The organism is Halomonas sp. (genome assembly GCF_029263665.1).
In the GTDB taxonomy this organism is placed as follows: Bacteria; Pseudomonadota; Gammaproteobacteria; order Pseudomonadales; family Halomonadaceae; genus Halomonas.
Genome location: NZ_JAJUFQ010000006.1, coordinates 290,999 through 306,084 on the forward strand (window position 1 = coordinate 290,999; position 15,086 = coordinate 306,084).

The following is a 15,086-nucleotide window of genomic DNA, read 5'->3' on the forward strand; positions in this document are numbered from 1 at the left end:
GCTTTCAATGAACGAGGGCAACGCTATGCTCCCCGGAAGGGTGTGGCATGACCTGCATGGGAATGCCATAGATATCTTCCAGCAGGTCGCTGCGCATCAAGGTGGTCGGGCTGCCTTCGGCGATGACTCGCCCTGTGTGCAGCGCCACCAGGCGATCGCAGTAGCGCGAGGCCATGTTGATGTCGTGGAGCACGATGATGACGCCCAATCCGAGTTCTCGCGACAGTTTCCTGACCAGCGACATGACCTCGACCTGATGGGCGATATCCAGGGCGGCCAGGGGTTCGTCGAGCAACAACAGGCGGCTGCCCTGGGCCAGCAGCATGGCCAGCCAGACCCGAGTGCGTTCGCCACCGGAGAGCGTGTCGACCATGCGGTCGGCGAAGCCTTCGGTATGGGTCAGGGCCATGGCCCTGTCGACATGCTCGATATCATCCTTGCGCGAGCGACCGAGCAGGCCCTTCCACGGGTAACGGCCAAAGGCAATCAGCTCACGGCAGGTCAGGCTTTCGGCACTGGGGAGGTGTTGCGGCAAGTAGGCGACTTCTCGGGCGAAGGCACGGCGGCCCCAGGCATTCAGCGGCTTGCCCTCGAAGTGGATGTCTCCCGCGCTGGCTGGTTGTTGCTGGGCCAGCAGCTTGAGCAGTGTCGATTTACCGGAGCCATTATGTCCGATCAGGCCATGGACGCGCCCTGTCTCGAACTGCAAACTGGTAGGGTGCAGTAGGGTTCTACCCTGCACCTCGAAGGTGGCGGCCTGAAGGTCGAACATTGCACCTTCCTTGAAGAAAAGGGTGTTGGAATGTCGCGGAAAATAGATGGGAATGGTTATCAATTTTCTGCAGATTGTCAATTCCGTCACCGTTCGTTACTTGTGCTATGCCCGCCAAGCGACGGACCCTCAAGATTTTATGTAGAACCTGCGTAGCGAGAAGACTTCGTCTTCCCTATAGTATGAACCCCCAACCCAATAATTCTGACATGGAAGGAGGTATCACCATGGCACATACGCTGCCCGAACTGCCTTATGCTTACGATGCTCTGGAGCCATCCATTGACGCGCTGACCATGGAGATCCACTACAGTCGCCATCACCAGACCTACATCAACAACCTGAACGCCGCTCTTGAAGGCACTGGCCTGGAAGACGTGCCGGTTGATGAGCTGATCGCCAACCTGGATCGCGTGCCGGAAGGCAAGCGTCAGGCGGTCATCAACAATGGCGGTGGTCACTCCAACCACTCCCTGTTCTGGACCGTGATGTCCCCGAATGGTGGTGGTCTGCCCAAGGGCAAGGTGGCTGAAGCCATTGACAAGGACTTGGGCGGTTTCGAAGCCTTCAAGGAAGCCTTCACCCAGGCGGCCCTGACCCGCTTCGGTTCCGGCTGGGCCTGGCTGAGCGTCAAGTCCGATGGCAGCCTTGTCGTCGAGAACACCCTCAACCAGGATAGCCCGCTGATGAACGGCAACACGCCGGTTCTGGGTCTGGATGTGTGGGAGCACGCCTACTACCTGAAGTACCAGAACAAGCGTCCGGAATACATCGCTGCGTTCTTCAACGTGGTCGATTGGGACGAAGTCGAGCGTCGCTATCAGGCTGCTACTGCCTGAGCCTTGCTGACTGCTTGAGCTGACGCTCGCATTCGTGTGAACGTCGGTGCCCCGGAAGGGGCCTCCAGCGCTGGAGTCCTCATCCGCACCGCGGCCCCCAAAATTGGGGGCCGCGGTGTTTTTGACGCTATTTTTTGCACTACAGATTTGCACTATGGATTTGCACTACGGAAACGAGTGTTGGATGGCTCAGCCACTCATGGCCTGGGGGAGATAAGTGGCGATGCCGGGGAAGACGCTCATCAATATGATGGCGACGATCATCAGGGCGAAGAATGGCACTGTTGCCCGGGTGATGGCCATGATGTCCTTTCCTGTCAGCCCCTGGATCACGAACAGGTTGAAGCCCACCGGTGGGGTAATCTGCGACATCTCGACCACGATCACCAGGTAGATGCCGAACCAGATCAGGTCGAAGCCGGCTGTTTCAATCACGGGCATGATGATCGAGGTCACCAGCAGAATCAGAGAAATGCCATCGAGGAAGCAGCCCAGGACCAGCAGGAACAGTGTCAATACCACCAGCAGCATGGCAGGTGACAGTCCCAGATCGCCGATTTGCTGAGCCAGGTTCATCGGCAGATGGGTGAAGCTCATGGCCGAGGAAAGGAAGGACGCGCCGGCGATGATGAAAGCGATCATGCAGGAAGTGCGTACCGCAGCGAACAGGGCATCCTTGAAAATAACCGTGTTGAAGTGGCCATTGGCCCGGGCGATCAACATGGACAGCACCACACCACAAGCAGCGGCCTCGGTGGGAGAAGCAATGCCCCCGTAGATGCTGCCCAGGATGCCACCGATCAAAGCCAGCAAAGGCAGCAGTTGCAGGCTGATGCGCAGTTTTCGAGCCATTGGCATCGGTGCCACCGTTTCGCCAACCTTGCCTTGCTTGTTACCCACCAGCAGTGCCCAGCCAATGACGTAGGCCATGAACAGGCCAAGCAGCAGCAGGCCCGGGCCAATCCCCGCAATGAACAGGCGTGAGATGGACTGCTCGGTCACCACGCCGTAGACAATCATCATGATCGAAGGCGGAATCAACAGACCCAGGGTCGACGCACTGGCCAGGGTGCCGATGGCAAGCCTGTCGTCATAGCCGCGCTGTTGCAGTTCCGGCAATGTCATCTTGCCCACGGTGGCACAGGTCGCGGCAGAAGAACCGCACACGGCAGCAAACAAGCCACTGCCGATGATATTGGAATGCAGCAGGCGTCCGGGTATACGGCCCAGCCAAGGGGCCAGCGCCTGGAACATGTTGTTGCCCAGCCCAGAGCGGAACAGGATTTCCCCCATCCAGATGAACATCGGCAGGGCTGTCAGGTCCCAGCCGTAGCTGGCTCCCCAGAAGTCAGAGGCCAGAATGGGACCCGCAGGCAGAGGGAAGAACAGTGTCAGCACGATCCAGCCAGTGCCGAGCAGGGCGAAGGCGATCCAGACACCACTGCCAAGCAGGAGCGCCAGGGCCAGAAGGGTGACGAGGCTGATGGTCAGCATGTGTTCAGCGCTCCTTGTGACTGTGCTTGTTAGTGTTTTGTTCTTGTCAGCGTTTTGTTCTTGTCAGTGCTCTTTTCTGTCACTGCCTTCTGTCCTCATGTGCCGGATCCTCAATATCGACGGCATCGACGACATCGTGTTCATCCATGGGCTGGTAGCTGCCGGGAGCCGTGAAAGCTATCCGAGCCGTTGTCCAGAGAGCCTCCAGCAGTGCCAGGCTCATCAACGTCATGCCGATGAGCAATACCAGTTGGGGAATCCATAACGGGATAGCCAGCAGGCCGGAAGACACATCATTGAAGTCCAGGCTCTCCAGCATCAATTGCCACAGTGACCAACACAGCAGCAGGTTCAGCAATAGCGCCACGCTCAAGCAGAACAGTTCGCTCCATACGCGCATCACTCGAGGGAAACGCCGGATGATCAAGGACATGCGGATATGGGCGTGATGGGTGAAGGTGTAGGCCATGCCGAGGAACGTGGCACCCACCAGCAGGAAGGCCGCCAGCTCCGAGACCCCGCTGATTTCAAGCCCTATGCGGGCGCTACCCATCAGGACCAGAAGGGCATCGAGCAGGCGGAACAGCACCTGCAGGGTGATCAGGGCACAGATAGCGACCATCGATACGGCGGCCCCCAGGCCGCCCAGGCGGTAGAGAAACATCAAGCGAAAAGACATTGAGCTCTTCCTCAGGCGTTTTATCGCCACCTTGGCAACGCCGCACCGCACCGGTGCGGCGCAGCGTTTCAGACAGCTAGCGCGTTTGTTACAGGCGAGAGCGGTAGTCCTCTACCAATGCCTTGGCCTGATCGTTGGCCCGTTTCTCCCAGTCCTCGTACAGTTTGTCTCCCGCTGCCTGCAGGGCTTCTGCCACCGCTTCGTTGGGCGTAGTGATGGTGATGTCATGCTCTTTCAGTGCTTCTGCACCGATAGCCGCATCAGTCTTGCTGGCTTCCCAGCCGCGCTCCTCCGCCTGAGCGGCCGCGTCGAGAACGGCCTGCTGTGCCTCGTCATCCAGGCGCTCGAAGGCTTTCAGGTTGACGAAGATAATGTTCTTGGGAATCCACAGGTTGGCATCGCTGAAGTGAGAGACATAATCCCAGGCGGACATGGACTTGCCGGTGGATACGGAAGTGATCATGGCATCCACGCGTCCAGTGGAGAATGCGGTAGGAATATCGGACTCTTCGGTCTCGGTAGGTAGCCCACCGAGATTTTCTGTCAGGCGCTGCGTGTTGATGTTCGGTGCGCGTACCCGTAGCCCTTTGAATTGGGCCGGGTCGTTGAGTTCAATATCGGTATAGATCCCCTGGGAAGGCCAAGGCACGGCATAGAGCGGCTTGAGCCCCTGTTCAGCGAACAGCTCCTCGATGACGGGCTTGCTGGCTTGCCACAGGGCATAGGCCTGATCGTAGCTCCCCGCCAGACCGGGTAGGGTATCGAGTTCGAATACAGGCGATTCATTGGACAGAATCGAGAGAAAGACTTCACCCGCTTCGATGGTGCCTCGGCGTACGGAGGGCTTGATCTCGGCATGGCCGATCAGCGAACCTCCGGAATGCACGCTGATGTTGAGTTCACCATCGGTGGCGTCACGCACATCCTCGGCAAACTGTTTGGTATTGACCGTATGAAAGCTGGCATCGCCGTAAGGGGTGGCCAGGTTCCAGTCGGTAGCGTACACCGGTCCTCCCAGCAGGATGGTCGCCAGTCCCAGCACCGTTGTCTGCTTGATCATGAGTTCACCTTTCTTGTCGTTGGCAGTGATTTATCGTTGGGTGTGATCAATCATTGAAGCAGGTTAGTCGTCGAGCACGATCTTGTGACTTTTGCACATGACATTGCATGGATTCAAACACGAAGGGTGGACACTCGCGTTCTACGTTGAATGAACGCTCTTCCTCTGCCAAGCGCTTTTTCCATACGTGCAGGCATCGAGTGTCATGCACGATCCATGCCTTGAGTGGACGCGACAGGGAGAGAAGAATAGATTCAATGTTCCATCATCTTCATTGCTTGCTGTTGAAAGGTCGCTTTTGGCCTTGGCTGGCGGGTCTTTTGACAGGGTGTCTTTTTGACAGGATGGCTCTTTGACAGGATAGATACTCATGACGGTTCCACTGCTCAACTGTGATGTTGGCGAAAGCTTCGGTGCCTGGAAAATGGGACGTGATGCGGATGTCATGGCCTATATCGACTGCGCCAATATTGCCTGCGGCTTTCATGCCGGAGACCCGGATGTGATGCGGCGTACCATCGGCTATGCCGTTGCCAACGACGTACGTATCGGTGCTCATCCCGGCTATCCCGACCTGGTCGGCTTTGGCCGTCGCAGTCTGGCCGTTTCCGCCCAGGAAGCCGAGAACCTGCTGCTGTACCAGATTGGTGCACTCGATGGCGTATGCCGGGCCGAAGGGACAAGGGTCCGTTATGTGAAATCCCATGGTGCTCTGTACAACGACATGGCAGCCAACCATGAACTCCTGCGTGCCACCATGCGCGCAGTGAAAGCCTATGATTCGGCGTTGCCCTTGCTGGTGATGTCCACGGCTGACATCGCACCGGTGCGTGCCCTGGCTGAGGAAGAGGGCGTGACACTATGGTTCGAGGTATTTGCCGATCGTGCCTATGAGCCTACTGGGCAACTGGTGTCGCGGCGTGAGCCAGGAGCGGTACATCATGACGAAGCGACCATCGTGGCCCAGGCCGTGACCCTGGCCAAGGGGGAAGCACTGCGTGCCCGCGATGGCAGCGTGCTGCATCTGGCTGCCGATACGCTCTGCGTACACGGCGACAATGAAAGCTCCGTGGCGGCCGTGCGCGCCATTCGCCAGGCATTTGATGCTCTGTAACAAGATGATGCCCTGTAACAGACAGGGTGACGACCACAAGAAACCCAAGTCCTGACTCATGCAGAAACATCCTGTCGTTCATACCCAAACCGCTCGTATCGAAACCGTTGCCTTCGATAGTCTGATCCTGCGCCTGTTTGATGTCATCGACGAAGCCCACATGCCTTGGGTGCTGGCTGCGGTGAAGGCCGTGCACGACACCCTGCAGGAGCAGGCTCTGGAAGTGGTGCCTTCCTATACCACGGTGCTGGTGCAGATCGACATTGAGCGACTTTCCCTGGGCGAGGCTCGGCACCGTCTGCGGCAAGCACTGGCCAGGCTTGAGCCGCTGGCCTCCGGTACTGGTGCTGTGCATGAAATTCCCGTGTGGTACGACACCAGTGTCGGGCCAGAACTGCCGCGTATTGCCGAGCGCTTGAAGGTTTCCAGCGATGAGATCATCGCTCGTCACTGTGCCCATGAATACAGTGTCTTTGCCCTTGGCTTTGCGCCTGGATATGGCTTCATGGGGCTGGTCGAAGAGGCCCTGGCAACGCCACGGCTGAAGACGCCGCGGCAGAAGGTAGCGGCGGGCAGTGTCGGTATCGCCGATCGCCAGACCGCCATCTATCCCGCCACCTCTCCCGGAGGCTGGAATCTACTTGGACGCACGGCAGTCAAGCTGTTTGACCGTGACAGAGAGGGCTATACGCTTTTTCAGCCCGGTGATCGGGTACGTTTCGTTGCTATTGATCGAAGCACTTTCGTGGCTCATGGCGGCGACACCACTCCTCAACCTGAAGAGGCCCGCCCATGACACTACGCGTGGAACATGTTGGGCCCATGGCCCTGGTGGTGGATGGTGGGCGCAGTGGTGTGCGTCATCTCGGGGTGACCCAGGGTGGAGCCCTGGATTGGGTCGCGCTTGGGTGGGCCAACTGGTTACTGGGCAATGCCGTGGACGCCGCAGGCATCGAGATCATGGTGGGTGGACTGACGCTGGTTGCAGAAGCCGATACAACGCTGGCACTGGCAGGAGCAGACCTTCAAGCCAAGGTGGATGGCATGGTGATCCAGCCTGGGCAACACTTTGTGCTGAGGAAGGGCCAGAAGCTGGCTTTCGAGCGCCCCGCTAAGGGCCTGCGGACTTACCTGGCCTTGCCCGGTGGCATTCAGGCCGACGCCGTGATGGGCAGCGTATCTAGCACGCTGCGTGAAGGGCTGGGTGGGCTTGATGGACAAGGCAAGCCGCTGGTGGTGGGCGATGTATTGCGGCCCCGTGCGCAGATGGCTCAAGGCCAGAGAAAAACGCCTGAAGCAGCGATGACCTCATCGTTACCGGTGACAGGTGAGCCCCTGCGGCTTGGCCTGGTACCCGGCGCACAGATGGCGGCTTTTTCAGGAACTAGCCTGTTCAAGGTCTTCCACAGCACATGGCACCTGGACCAGCGAGCCGATCGCATGGGCATGCGCTTGGTCGGGCCCGAGCTGTCTTGCTCCTTGAAAGGCATCATTTCCGAAGGCATTCCGCTGGGCGCCGTACAAGTGCCACCAGACGGTCAGCCGATCATCCTGATGAATGATCGTCAGACCATCGGTGGCTACCCACGCCTGGGCGCTCTGACACCAGCGTCCTGCGCCAGGCTGGCGCAATGCATGCCGGGCCAACCGATACAGCTTCAGGTAATCACTCCAGAACGAGCACGGCGTGAGTATCTGGCACAGTTGGCCTTGTGGTCGCGTTAGGGTTTGGTGTTCTCCAATAATGGTTCTTGCGGGTGCGAGAGCACTTACCACTGGTAGCTGACAGTGGCTTCGACGGAGCGTTCGGCGCCGAAGTAGCAGAACTCCAGTGAGTTGCACGAGGCGACGTAGTCCTTGTCCAGCAGGTTGTTGACGTTAAGGCGTGCCGAGACGCCCTTGAGGCCCACATTGCTGAAATCGTAGCCGAGGGTAGCATCGACCAGTGTGTAGTCCGGGACCTTCTCTGTATTGGCACGATCCGCCTGGATATCGGCATTGTAGCGTACACCAAGGCCAGCGTTCAGACCGGCGAGAGGACCACCTTGCACATCATAGTAACCCCAGGCGCTGGCCATGTGGCGCGGTGAGTAGATGGCTTCATTGCCCTCCTCGGTGGGGTCATCGCTCTTGCTGTAGGTGGCGTCGGTGAAGGTATAGCCCGCCTGCAGGCTGAATGCGTCAGTGATCTGGGTGTGCGCCTCCAGTTCAATCCCTTGAGACTCTATCTCGCCGATGGCGCGATAGTCATCGGTCGGCTGTTCCTTGGTGGCCACGTTTTCCTGAGTGATATGGAACAGGGCGATGGAATAGCGGTCCTGGGTGTCGTTGGGCTGGTATTTCAATCCCGCTTCATATTGCTCGCCTTCCATCGGCTTCAACAGATCGCCATTGGCATCCACAAAGCTGGTTGGCGTAAAGGCGGTGTTGTAGCTGATGTAGGGCGATACACCGTTATCGAAGGCATACAGCAGGCCGACTCGGCCACTGAACTGAGTATCATCCAATGTACTGGCGGTATCAGTGTCGCGATTGGTGTTCTTGATATCGACCCAGTCGTAACGTCCGCCCAGGGTCAAATGCCAGCGATCCCATTGCATCTGGTCCTGCAGGTAGATACCGGTCTGGTCAATCTCATGACGTTCGCGGGTCGAGGCATACATGGCCGTCGGGTCAGCACCATAGCTCGGGTTGAAGGCGTCGATGTTGGGGAAGGCGCCTGAAGGCCAGTCCACATCATTGTCGCGGGTCTGGTAGTCAACGCCGACCAACAGCAGGTGGTCGAGATCTCCGGTCGATACATCCCACTCGAACTGGTTGTCGAGGGTCAGTGCGGTGAGATGTTCATCTGCACCGGAGTAGTAGCGGATCAACTCGTTGTCGTTTGCCCAGCCATAGGCATAGACCTGATCCATCTCGACGTCGGCTTCCAGGTAGCGCAGCTTCTGGCGTGCTGTCATGCCGCTGCCGAAGCGGTGCTCGAATTCATAGCCCAGCAGGGTTTGATCACGCTCGAACTTGTCGTAATCGTCTTCGCCTTCGAAAAAGGTGTTATCGATATGGCGGCCAGCATGAGACTTGACGGTGCCTTCATAGGGCAAACCGGCATGGTAGCCGCCCTCTGGCTGATGGGATAGGTAGGCATAGAGGTTCAGGCTGGTCGCGTCGGTGATATCCCAGGTCAGTTGCGGGGCGAAGAAGTAGCTTTCCTCCTCGACGTGATCGAACTGGGTATCCGCGGCGCTGCCACGGCCGGTCAGACGGTAGGCGACACGCTTTTCTTCACCCAGCGCGCCGGTGACATCGAAGGCAGCTTCACGCTGATTGTTGGTGCCGAAGCCGAGGCGAATTTCGCCGCTATCCTCGAACTCTGGACGCCGACTGGTCAGGGCGACCACACCACCGGGAGAAGCACGGCCGTAGAGGACCGAGGCCGGCCCCTTGACCACTTCAATCGATTCGAGGAACCAGGGATCAATGGTCAACGAGCTGTAAGCCGCACCATCTCCCATGACCTTGAGGCCATCGAGAAAGGTATTGTTGACGCTGCCATCGGAGAAGCCCCGCAACACGATGTAGTCGTAGCGATTGGAAGCACCGATCTGGTTGGTGTAAACCCCTGGCGTGTAATTCAGTGCGCGTTGCACAGTGCGCGCACCCCGCTGGTCGTATTCCTCGAAGGTGACTGTCGACGTCGCTTGGGGTGTCTCGAGAAAAGGGGTCTCTGTCTTGGTGGCTGCGTCGCCGACCACGGTTACGGTGGACAGCTCTTCGCTGTCGCTGGGGATCGTTTGGGCCATGACCATGGAAGGGCATGTAGCAGCGACGCTGGCGGCCAGTAATGCGGGTCTGAGTCTTACGAACGTAGTGGGTCTAAGCTTTACGAGCGTAGGCTTGAGCGGGAAAGGCAGTCGTTGTTCGAGCATCGGTATCGCTTACCAGTCAGTTACGGTACCAGAGCATGGCGTGACGGACTTCCTGTCAGCTTCAGACCAGGCCCAGGCCGTGGGAGTGTGATGTTGGAGGATATGTGTTTTGTTAATGCGAATTATTACACTTTGTGACTGGGTCTCGATTATGCGCAATGACAAGAGGGTTATGCGTGATGACAGGGTTGGGCTGTGGGCGGTGAGCTACGAACGACGTACCAGGGCGCTGGGTGTGATGCCGAAGCGGCGGCGGAATGCCGTGGAGAAGTTGCTGGTGTGGCCATAGCCGCAGGCAAAGGCAGCCTGTTGAACACTGGTACCCTGGGACAGCAGTTCATGCGCCAGCAACAGCCGGCGCTCGCGCAGATAATCGAACAGGGACATGGCAAAGCAGCGCTGGAACTTGGTGCGCAGGCTGGAAGAACTCATCGAGGCCAGGGTGGCCAGTTCCTCCAGGCTCCAGGCGTGTGCCGGATCTTCGTGAAGATGGCGGCGAACATCTTCAAGGCGTTTGCGTTCTGTGGGAGAGAGGCTGCTGTCCCTTTGGCGGGGAACGAAGGCGAGCCCATGGGACAACAATTGCAGACAGATAGCCTCGAGCATCAACTGGCGCTGTCCGGCAGAAGGCCGGGGTTGAGACTGAAGCTGAGGTTGGGATTGAGATTGAAGCTGGACAGCCTGCTCCAGCACTGGGGTCAGGAAGCCAGGCAGCGGCCAGATATGCAGGTCGGGCCGCTCGGCATGCAGCAACGTTGCCACTTCCGGCTGGTCGCCCAAGGTGGTAATCGCGGTCTGATCGAGTGACAGGTTGAGTGTGCGCAGGCGCTGGCCGGCAGCCTGATGCACGCATAGAGCAAGCTGTTCCGCCAGGCGGGCGCTGATTGCGCTTCCTGCGCTCAAGCGGTGCTGGCGTTGGTCAATAGCCACATCGATGACGCCTTCCAGCACGACACAGATAAACAGCGGTGCGGTGCGGGTCGAGCTGGAAGCATAGGGATGCAGGACGTCAACATCGGAAAAGGTCAACTGCCAGCCGGGCCGGACCTGTTGCTCAATCACCCGGCCCTGCAGGATGGCCAGGTCTCCGGCATCGGCAGAGGCATCCCCAAACACATAATCGATGCCATGACGCTGGCCAAAGCCAACAAAGTCTCTGACAGTAAAGGTTGTGGCAGAAAGGCTCATGCTTCCCCCGCCTTCAACCACTCACTGCCACGGCCGCAGGCCCGACCTTGCCCGCCTTGGCCTTGCCGCATTCATCCAGCGGGCAGTTGCCGCAGTAGCCAAACTCCGGAATACGATAGCGCAGGCAGCAGAGCCGGCGAGTCCGCTGGACTTCGCCACTGGCGTCTTCCATATAACGCACCGGCATGAACATCGGGTTGCGGCGACCATCCGGGTAAACCCGATGGTCGAGCAGGCGCTTGGCTTCGTCCGCCACATGGGGCAGAGCCATGGGGTGGTGGGCCATGTTGGCGACAAAATATTCGAAGTAGTTGCCGAAGTTGCTCCAGAACACCTTTGGCGCTGCACCACTGATGCAGGACAGTGTCTCGACCAGCGGTGATACATGCCCCTGCAACAGCCGTTCGAAACGCTGGAAGGCATCCAGCGAATCCAGGGGCTTGCCTTCATGGGCGATGGCAACGCTTGCGGTGCAACCTTCGTCGTTGATGAGCACCGCCATCTCGTCGAGCTCCACCGGCAGGTCGCGCTCGAGCAACAGATTGGCGGCCAGGTAGGGCACCACCAGGGTAGAGAAATGCCACTTCGACCAGATCGAGGTGATGGCCTTGATATCGTTGCTCTGATATTGCACGGAATAGCGCTCAAGCAGCTCATCCAGCACATGGGTATCGAGAAGACGCTCAGCAGGCAAGGCATCGGCGGGGATGCCGATGATCGGAGGCGTCAACTGCTCAAGCGGGCCGCAGTACAAGCGGGATAGCGCGGTGGTCATGGCACTTTCCGTCGTGGACTTTCTGTAGATTCAGCGCCCGGCCAGTATGGATTAAATGGGAATTGTTATCAAATGATTCCGGATTTCACTCAACGGGATCTTCAACCACGACTTCCACTCGCCCAGCCCGCCATACCTGGCTGGGTGTGGGGCCTTCGTCCAGGTCTGCGCAGGTATCGACGCGCATGATCGTCAGAGCCTGGCAGGTGATACGGATCTTTCCCTGAGCGGCTGACTCCTGGGCTGCTGGACCTTGAGTGGAAGGAATGTGCCAGTGCAGTGTCACCTGGCGTTGTTCGTCATCCCCTTGATCATCGTGGATGCTCAATTGCGGCTGGAGGCCGTCCGTCACCTGCCGGGACAGGTATTCGAGAGCGGCGAGATGGGCGCACTGCTGTACGGGGTTGAGCCGAGAATTGCCGCGATAGCAGGGCAGATAACGCTGCCCCCGAGCCTCATGTTCAAGCAGTGGGCGAGCCTGCTCGGGGGAGATGCGGCCATACTTGCGTACCGGCGACAGCAGGATGCAGCTGGCGGCCAGGCGGCAGCCGCCGAGATGGGTACATTCCCAGACATCAAAGGGTAACCCGCCTTCCTGGGCTGCCTGATGCAATGCGCGGTAGGCCGAGTAGCCGTACTTGGCGCAGCACTTGTCCTTCTTGCCGTGGGTGCAGCACAGCATCAGGTCCTGTTTCGCCGGGCCGTGATACCAGCTATCGAGAGGTTCTCCCGCCTGCCAGGCATCGAGGAATGTCTCCAGCGACTCCCGGGGCACATCGAAAGCCTGGCGCTCAGGCATCAAGAAGATGCGATGCAGATGGCTGGGCATCCCGCGGCGATGAATCAGGTTGATGCGACGGCCATTGCCGGCAATGGCGTTCAGGCGCTGGCTCAGCGTTTCCGGCATGTCGCTGGCGATGCGCAGGCTGCGTGCCCATTTGGCCCGCGGCCAGCTGATCAGCAGGTTGTCCTCGATATGGGCGGCACTGCCTGCCAGCGGGTCGTCCTGCTCAAGGCTGAGCTCAGCGCAGAAGGTATGACTCATGAAACGTGGAATACCTCTCTGTCATCGTGCTGATGGGGTGTTCTACCCCAGTGTTGGCGTGGCGGTTGGCTCGACCCGAGGCTGACGATGCTGCAGGCAGGGAACACATACCAGGCTGCCGCTGTGCGGGTCGCGAATGACGCTGGCATCAAGCTCGAACACCTTCTTCAGATTGTCTGAAGTGAAGACGTCCTCTGGCGAGCCGCATTCGAGGATACGTCCGTCACGCATCATTACCAGTTCATCGGCATAGGCTGCTGCCAGGTTGAGATCGTGAAGCACCAGCAACAGGGTGCGACCTCGTTCGTGAGCCAGGCGGGTCAGCAGTTCCAGCAGGTCCACCTGAACCTTCAGGTCGAGAAATGTCGTCGGCTCATCGAGCAGAATCAGGTCAGTATCCTGGGCCAGCACCATGGCGATCCAGCAGCGCTGGCGCTGTCCCCCGGATAGTGCATCGATACTGCGCTCGGCGAATTCCGTGACATGGGTAAAGGCCATGGCTTCTTCAACGGCTCGCTCATCCTCGTCGCGATTCTGGCGCCACAGGCGCTGATGCGGAAAACGCCCCATGGCCACCAGTTGGCGCACCGTCAGGCCCTCAGGAGCCGTGGGGCCTTGCGGCAAGATGCCCAGTCGTTGAGCGACCTCTCGGGTACTGCTGCGATGAATGTCTTCGCCATCGAGCAGTACCCGGCCCGTACTGGGCTTCAGCGTTCGAGCCAGTGTCTTGAGCAGGGTCGACTTGCCGCTGCCGTTGGGGCCGAGCAGCACCGTGAGCTTGCCCCCGGGAATCGCCAGATCGACACCATCCAGCACCCGCCGGGATTCATAGCCGGCGCTCAGGCGTTCACCTCGCAGGCGAGAATGAGAAGGCGGTGACACGGTCATGGTACGAGCTCGTCGGTGCAAAGGTTAGGGCTGCAAAGGTCAGGGCAAGGACGGGCACGTTATGACAAAAAGTTCTCATTTTCAATGCAGCTGCGGGGTGCTGGTGGTGACCGGGCAGTGAAGAGAGGATGAATCCCTCATTATTCAGGCGTTTCCGTGCGCTCTATTAGGAAGGCATGATCTGCATATTATGCATGGACACGCATTTCGCAAACATTTAGGATAATCGTTCGCATTTACGAAACACCCAAAAAGCACAAAGTGGAACACCCAAGGGATGAAAAATTCAAAGAACTGCTACGCGCTACTGCCGCTTGTGTCGGCTATCGGGCTAGTGGCCTCTACCTCTGCTTTCGCTGCAGAAGGCGACAGTACTGGCGGACAGAAGGCCAACAATGCCGATTCTGACGTCGTCGTCGTGACGGCTTCGCGTACAGGGGCGACGAAAGAAGACTCTCCGCAGACGGTCCGCATCATCAGCAAGGAAGAGATCAATCAGCAGCTCCAGATCACGACGGATTCCTCCCAGATCCTGAGTAATCTGCTGCCTTCCTATTCTCCCAGTCGCCAGAAAATGTCCGGCAGCGGTGAGACACTGCGCGGACGTACTCCGCTGGTGATGATCGATGGCATTCCGCAATCCAATCCGCTGCGCCCGACCGGCCGGGAGATGCATACCATCGACTATTCCATGGTTGACCATATCGAGGTCATCCAGGGGGCCAACGCGACCAATGGAGTGGGCGCGACCGGCGGTACCATCAACATCATCACCAAGCGTCCTGAGCCGGGTTCCTTCAATCAGCACGCCGAAGTGCAGATGACCACGCCGACCAGTCAGTTCAAGAACGAGACCAACAGCTACAAGACCAACTACGGTTTCAGTGGTAACAGCGGCAATTGGGACTACCTGTTCTCTGCCACCTATGAAGATCAGGGCATGTTCCTGGACGGTGATGGCGACTATGTCGGGGTCGACAATACCCAGGGCGATCTGATGGATTCCCGGGCCTACGATATCTTCGGCAAGCTGGCCTACTGGATCGATGACAACCAGCGTGTGCAGCTGAGCGTCAACCGCTACGAGATCGAGGGCAACAACGATTACGTCAGTGTCACCGGCGATCGTGAGAATGGGATTCCGACGACTTCTGAGCGCGGCACACCGGAAGGCGCCGCGCCATACAACGAGGTGTGGACCACTGGCCTGACCTACGACAATTATGACCTGGCGGGTTGGGAGATGAATTTCCTGGCCTTCTACCAGGATTATGAGTCGCTGTTCGGTGCGACTAACTCCAAGTCC

General features: G+C 58.7%; 14 protein-coding genes. 5 read left to right on the forward strand and 9 right to left on the reverse strand.

Annotated elements, in window-relative coordinates; genetic code table 11:
* Nucleotides 1-4 precede the first annotated feature (4 nt).
* Entirely contained in the window at nt 5-772 is a 768-nt protein-coding gene (locus tag Q1K07_RS09060) for an ATP-binding cassette domain-containing protein (protein ID WP_300309984.1), read from the reverse strand.
* A 227-nt stretch (nt 773-999) separates the two neighbouring features.
* On the opposite strand from Q1K07_RS09060, the gene Q1K07_RS09065 reads away from it, so the two are divergent.
* Entirely contained in the window at nt 1,000-1,611 is a 612-nt protein-coding gene (locus Q1K07_RS09065) for a superoxide dismutase (protein WP_300309986.1), read from the forward strand.
* Nucleotides 1,612-1,800: 189 nt separating this feature from the next.
* Here the strand turns inward: Q1K07_RS09065 and Q1K07_RS09070 are convergent, their stop codons facing one another.
* From Q1K07_RS09070 to Q1K07_RS09080, 3 genes are all read right to left on the reverse strand, one after another.
* Entirely contained in the window at nt 1,801-3,105 is a 1,305-nt protein-coding gene (locus Q1K07_RS09070) for a TRAP transporter large permease subunit (protein WP_300309988.1), read from the reverse strand.
* A gap of 79 nt (nt 3,106-3,184) precedes the next feature.
* Nucleotides 3,185-3,784: a TRAP transporter small permease gene (locus tag Q1K07_RS09075; protein ID WP_300309990.1), complete on the reverse strand. Its 600-nt coding sequence runs from the start codon at nt 3,782-3,784 to the stop codon at nt 3,185-3,187.
* Nucleotides 3,785-3,872: 88 nt separating this feature from the next.
* Nucleotides 3,873-4,844: a TRAP transporter substrate-binding protein gene (locus tag Q1K07_RS09080; protein WP_300309992.1), complete on the reverse strand. Its 972-nt coding sequence runs from the start codon at nt 4,842-4,844 to the stop codon at nt 3,873-3,875.
* A 370-nt stretch (nt 4,845-5,214) separates the two neighbouring features.
* On the opposite strand from Q1K07_RS09080, the gene Q1K07_RS09085 reads away from it, so the two are divergent.
* From Q1K07_RS09085 to Q1K07_RS09095, 3 genes are read left to right on the forward strand one after another with little or no spacing between them, the layout of a single operon-like run.
* Nucleotides 5,215-5,958, forward strand: a complete 744-nt coding sequence (locus Q1K07_RS09085; RefSeq protein ID WP_300309994.1) for a 5-oxoprolinase subunit PxpA — start codon at nt 5,215-5,217, stop codon at nt 5,956-5,958.
* 58 nt (nt 5,959-6,016) lie between these two features.
* Nucleotides 6,017-6,754 carry a 5-oxoprolinase subunit PxpB gene (pxpB, locus tag Q1K07_RS09090; protein ID WP_300309996.1) on the forward strand — a complete coding sequence of 246 codons (738 nt, stop codon included), beginning with the start codon at nt 6,017-6,019 and terminating at the stop codon, nt 6,752-6,754.
* Nucleotides 6,751-7,683, forward strand: coding sequence for a biotin-dependent carboxyltransferase family protein (locus Q1K07_RS09095; RefSeq protein WP_300309998.1), 933 nt, complete (start codon nt 6,751-6,753; stop codon nt 7,681-7,683). Before pxpB ends, Q1K07_RS09095 begins: the two co-directional genes overlap by 4 nt.
* A 44-nt stretch (nt 7,684-7,727) precedes the next feature.
* Here Q1K07_RS09095 and Q1K07_RS09100 read toward each other — a convergent pair whose 3' ends face one another.
* From Q1K07_RS09100 to Q1K07_RS09120, 5 genes are all read right to left on the reverse strand, one after another.
* Nucleotides 7,728-9,758 (reverse strand): TonB-dependent siderophore receptor, encoded by a 2,031-nt coding sequence (locus Q1K07_RS09100; RefSeq protein WP_300310001.1) that lies wholly within the window; start codon nt 9,756-9,758, stop codon nt 7,728-7,730.
* 333 nt (nt 9,759-10,091) lie between these two features.
* Nucleotides 10,092-11,072 (reverse strand): AraC family transcriptional regulator, encoded by a 981-nt coding sequence (locus Q1K07_RS09105; protein ID WP_300310003.1) that lies wholly within the window; start codon nt 11,070-11,072, stop codon nt 10,092-10,094.
* A 13-nt stretch (nt 11,073-11,085) separates the two neighbouring features.
* Nucleotides 11,086-11,847, reverse strand: a complete 762-nt coding sequence (gene fhuF / locus Q1K07_RS09110; RefSeq protein ID WP_300310006.1) for a siderophore-iron reductase FhuF — start codon at nt 11,845-11,847, stop codon at nt 11,086-11,088.
* An 85-nt stretch (nt 11,848-11,932) separates the two neighbouring features.
* Complete coding sequence (locus Q1K07_RS09115) at nt 11,933-12,892, reverse strand: sucrase ferredoxin (RefSeq protein ID WP_300310008.1); 960 nt, start codon at nt 12,890-12,892, stop codon at nt 11,933-11,935.
* A gap of 42 nt (nt 12,893-12,934) precedes the next feature.
* Nucleotides 12,935-13,780 carry an ABC transporter ATP-binding protein gene (locus tag Q1K07_RS09120; RefSeq protein ID WP_300310011.1) on the reverse strand — a complete coding sequence of 282 codons (846 nt, stop codon included), beginning with the start codon at nt 13,778-13,780 and terminating at the stop codon, nt 12,935-12,937.
* A gap of 277 nt (nt 13,781-14,057) precedes the next feature.
* Here Q1K07_RS09120 and Q1K07_RS09125 point away from each other — a divergent pair.
* Nucleotides 14,058-15,086, forward strand: a 1,029-nt coding sequence (locus tag Q1K07_RS09125; protein ID WP_300310013.1) for a TonB-dependent receptor plug domain-containing protein, incomplete at its 3' end; no start/stop codon positions are given.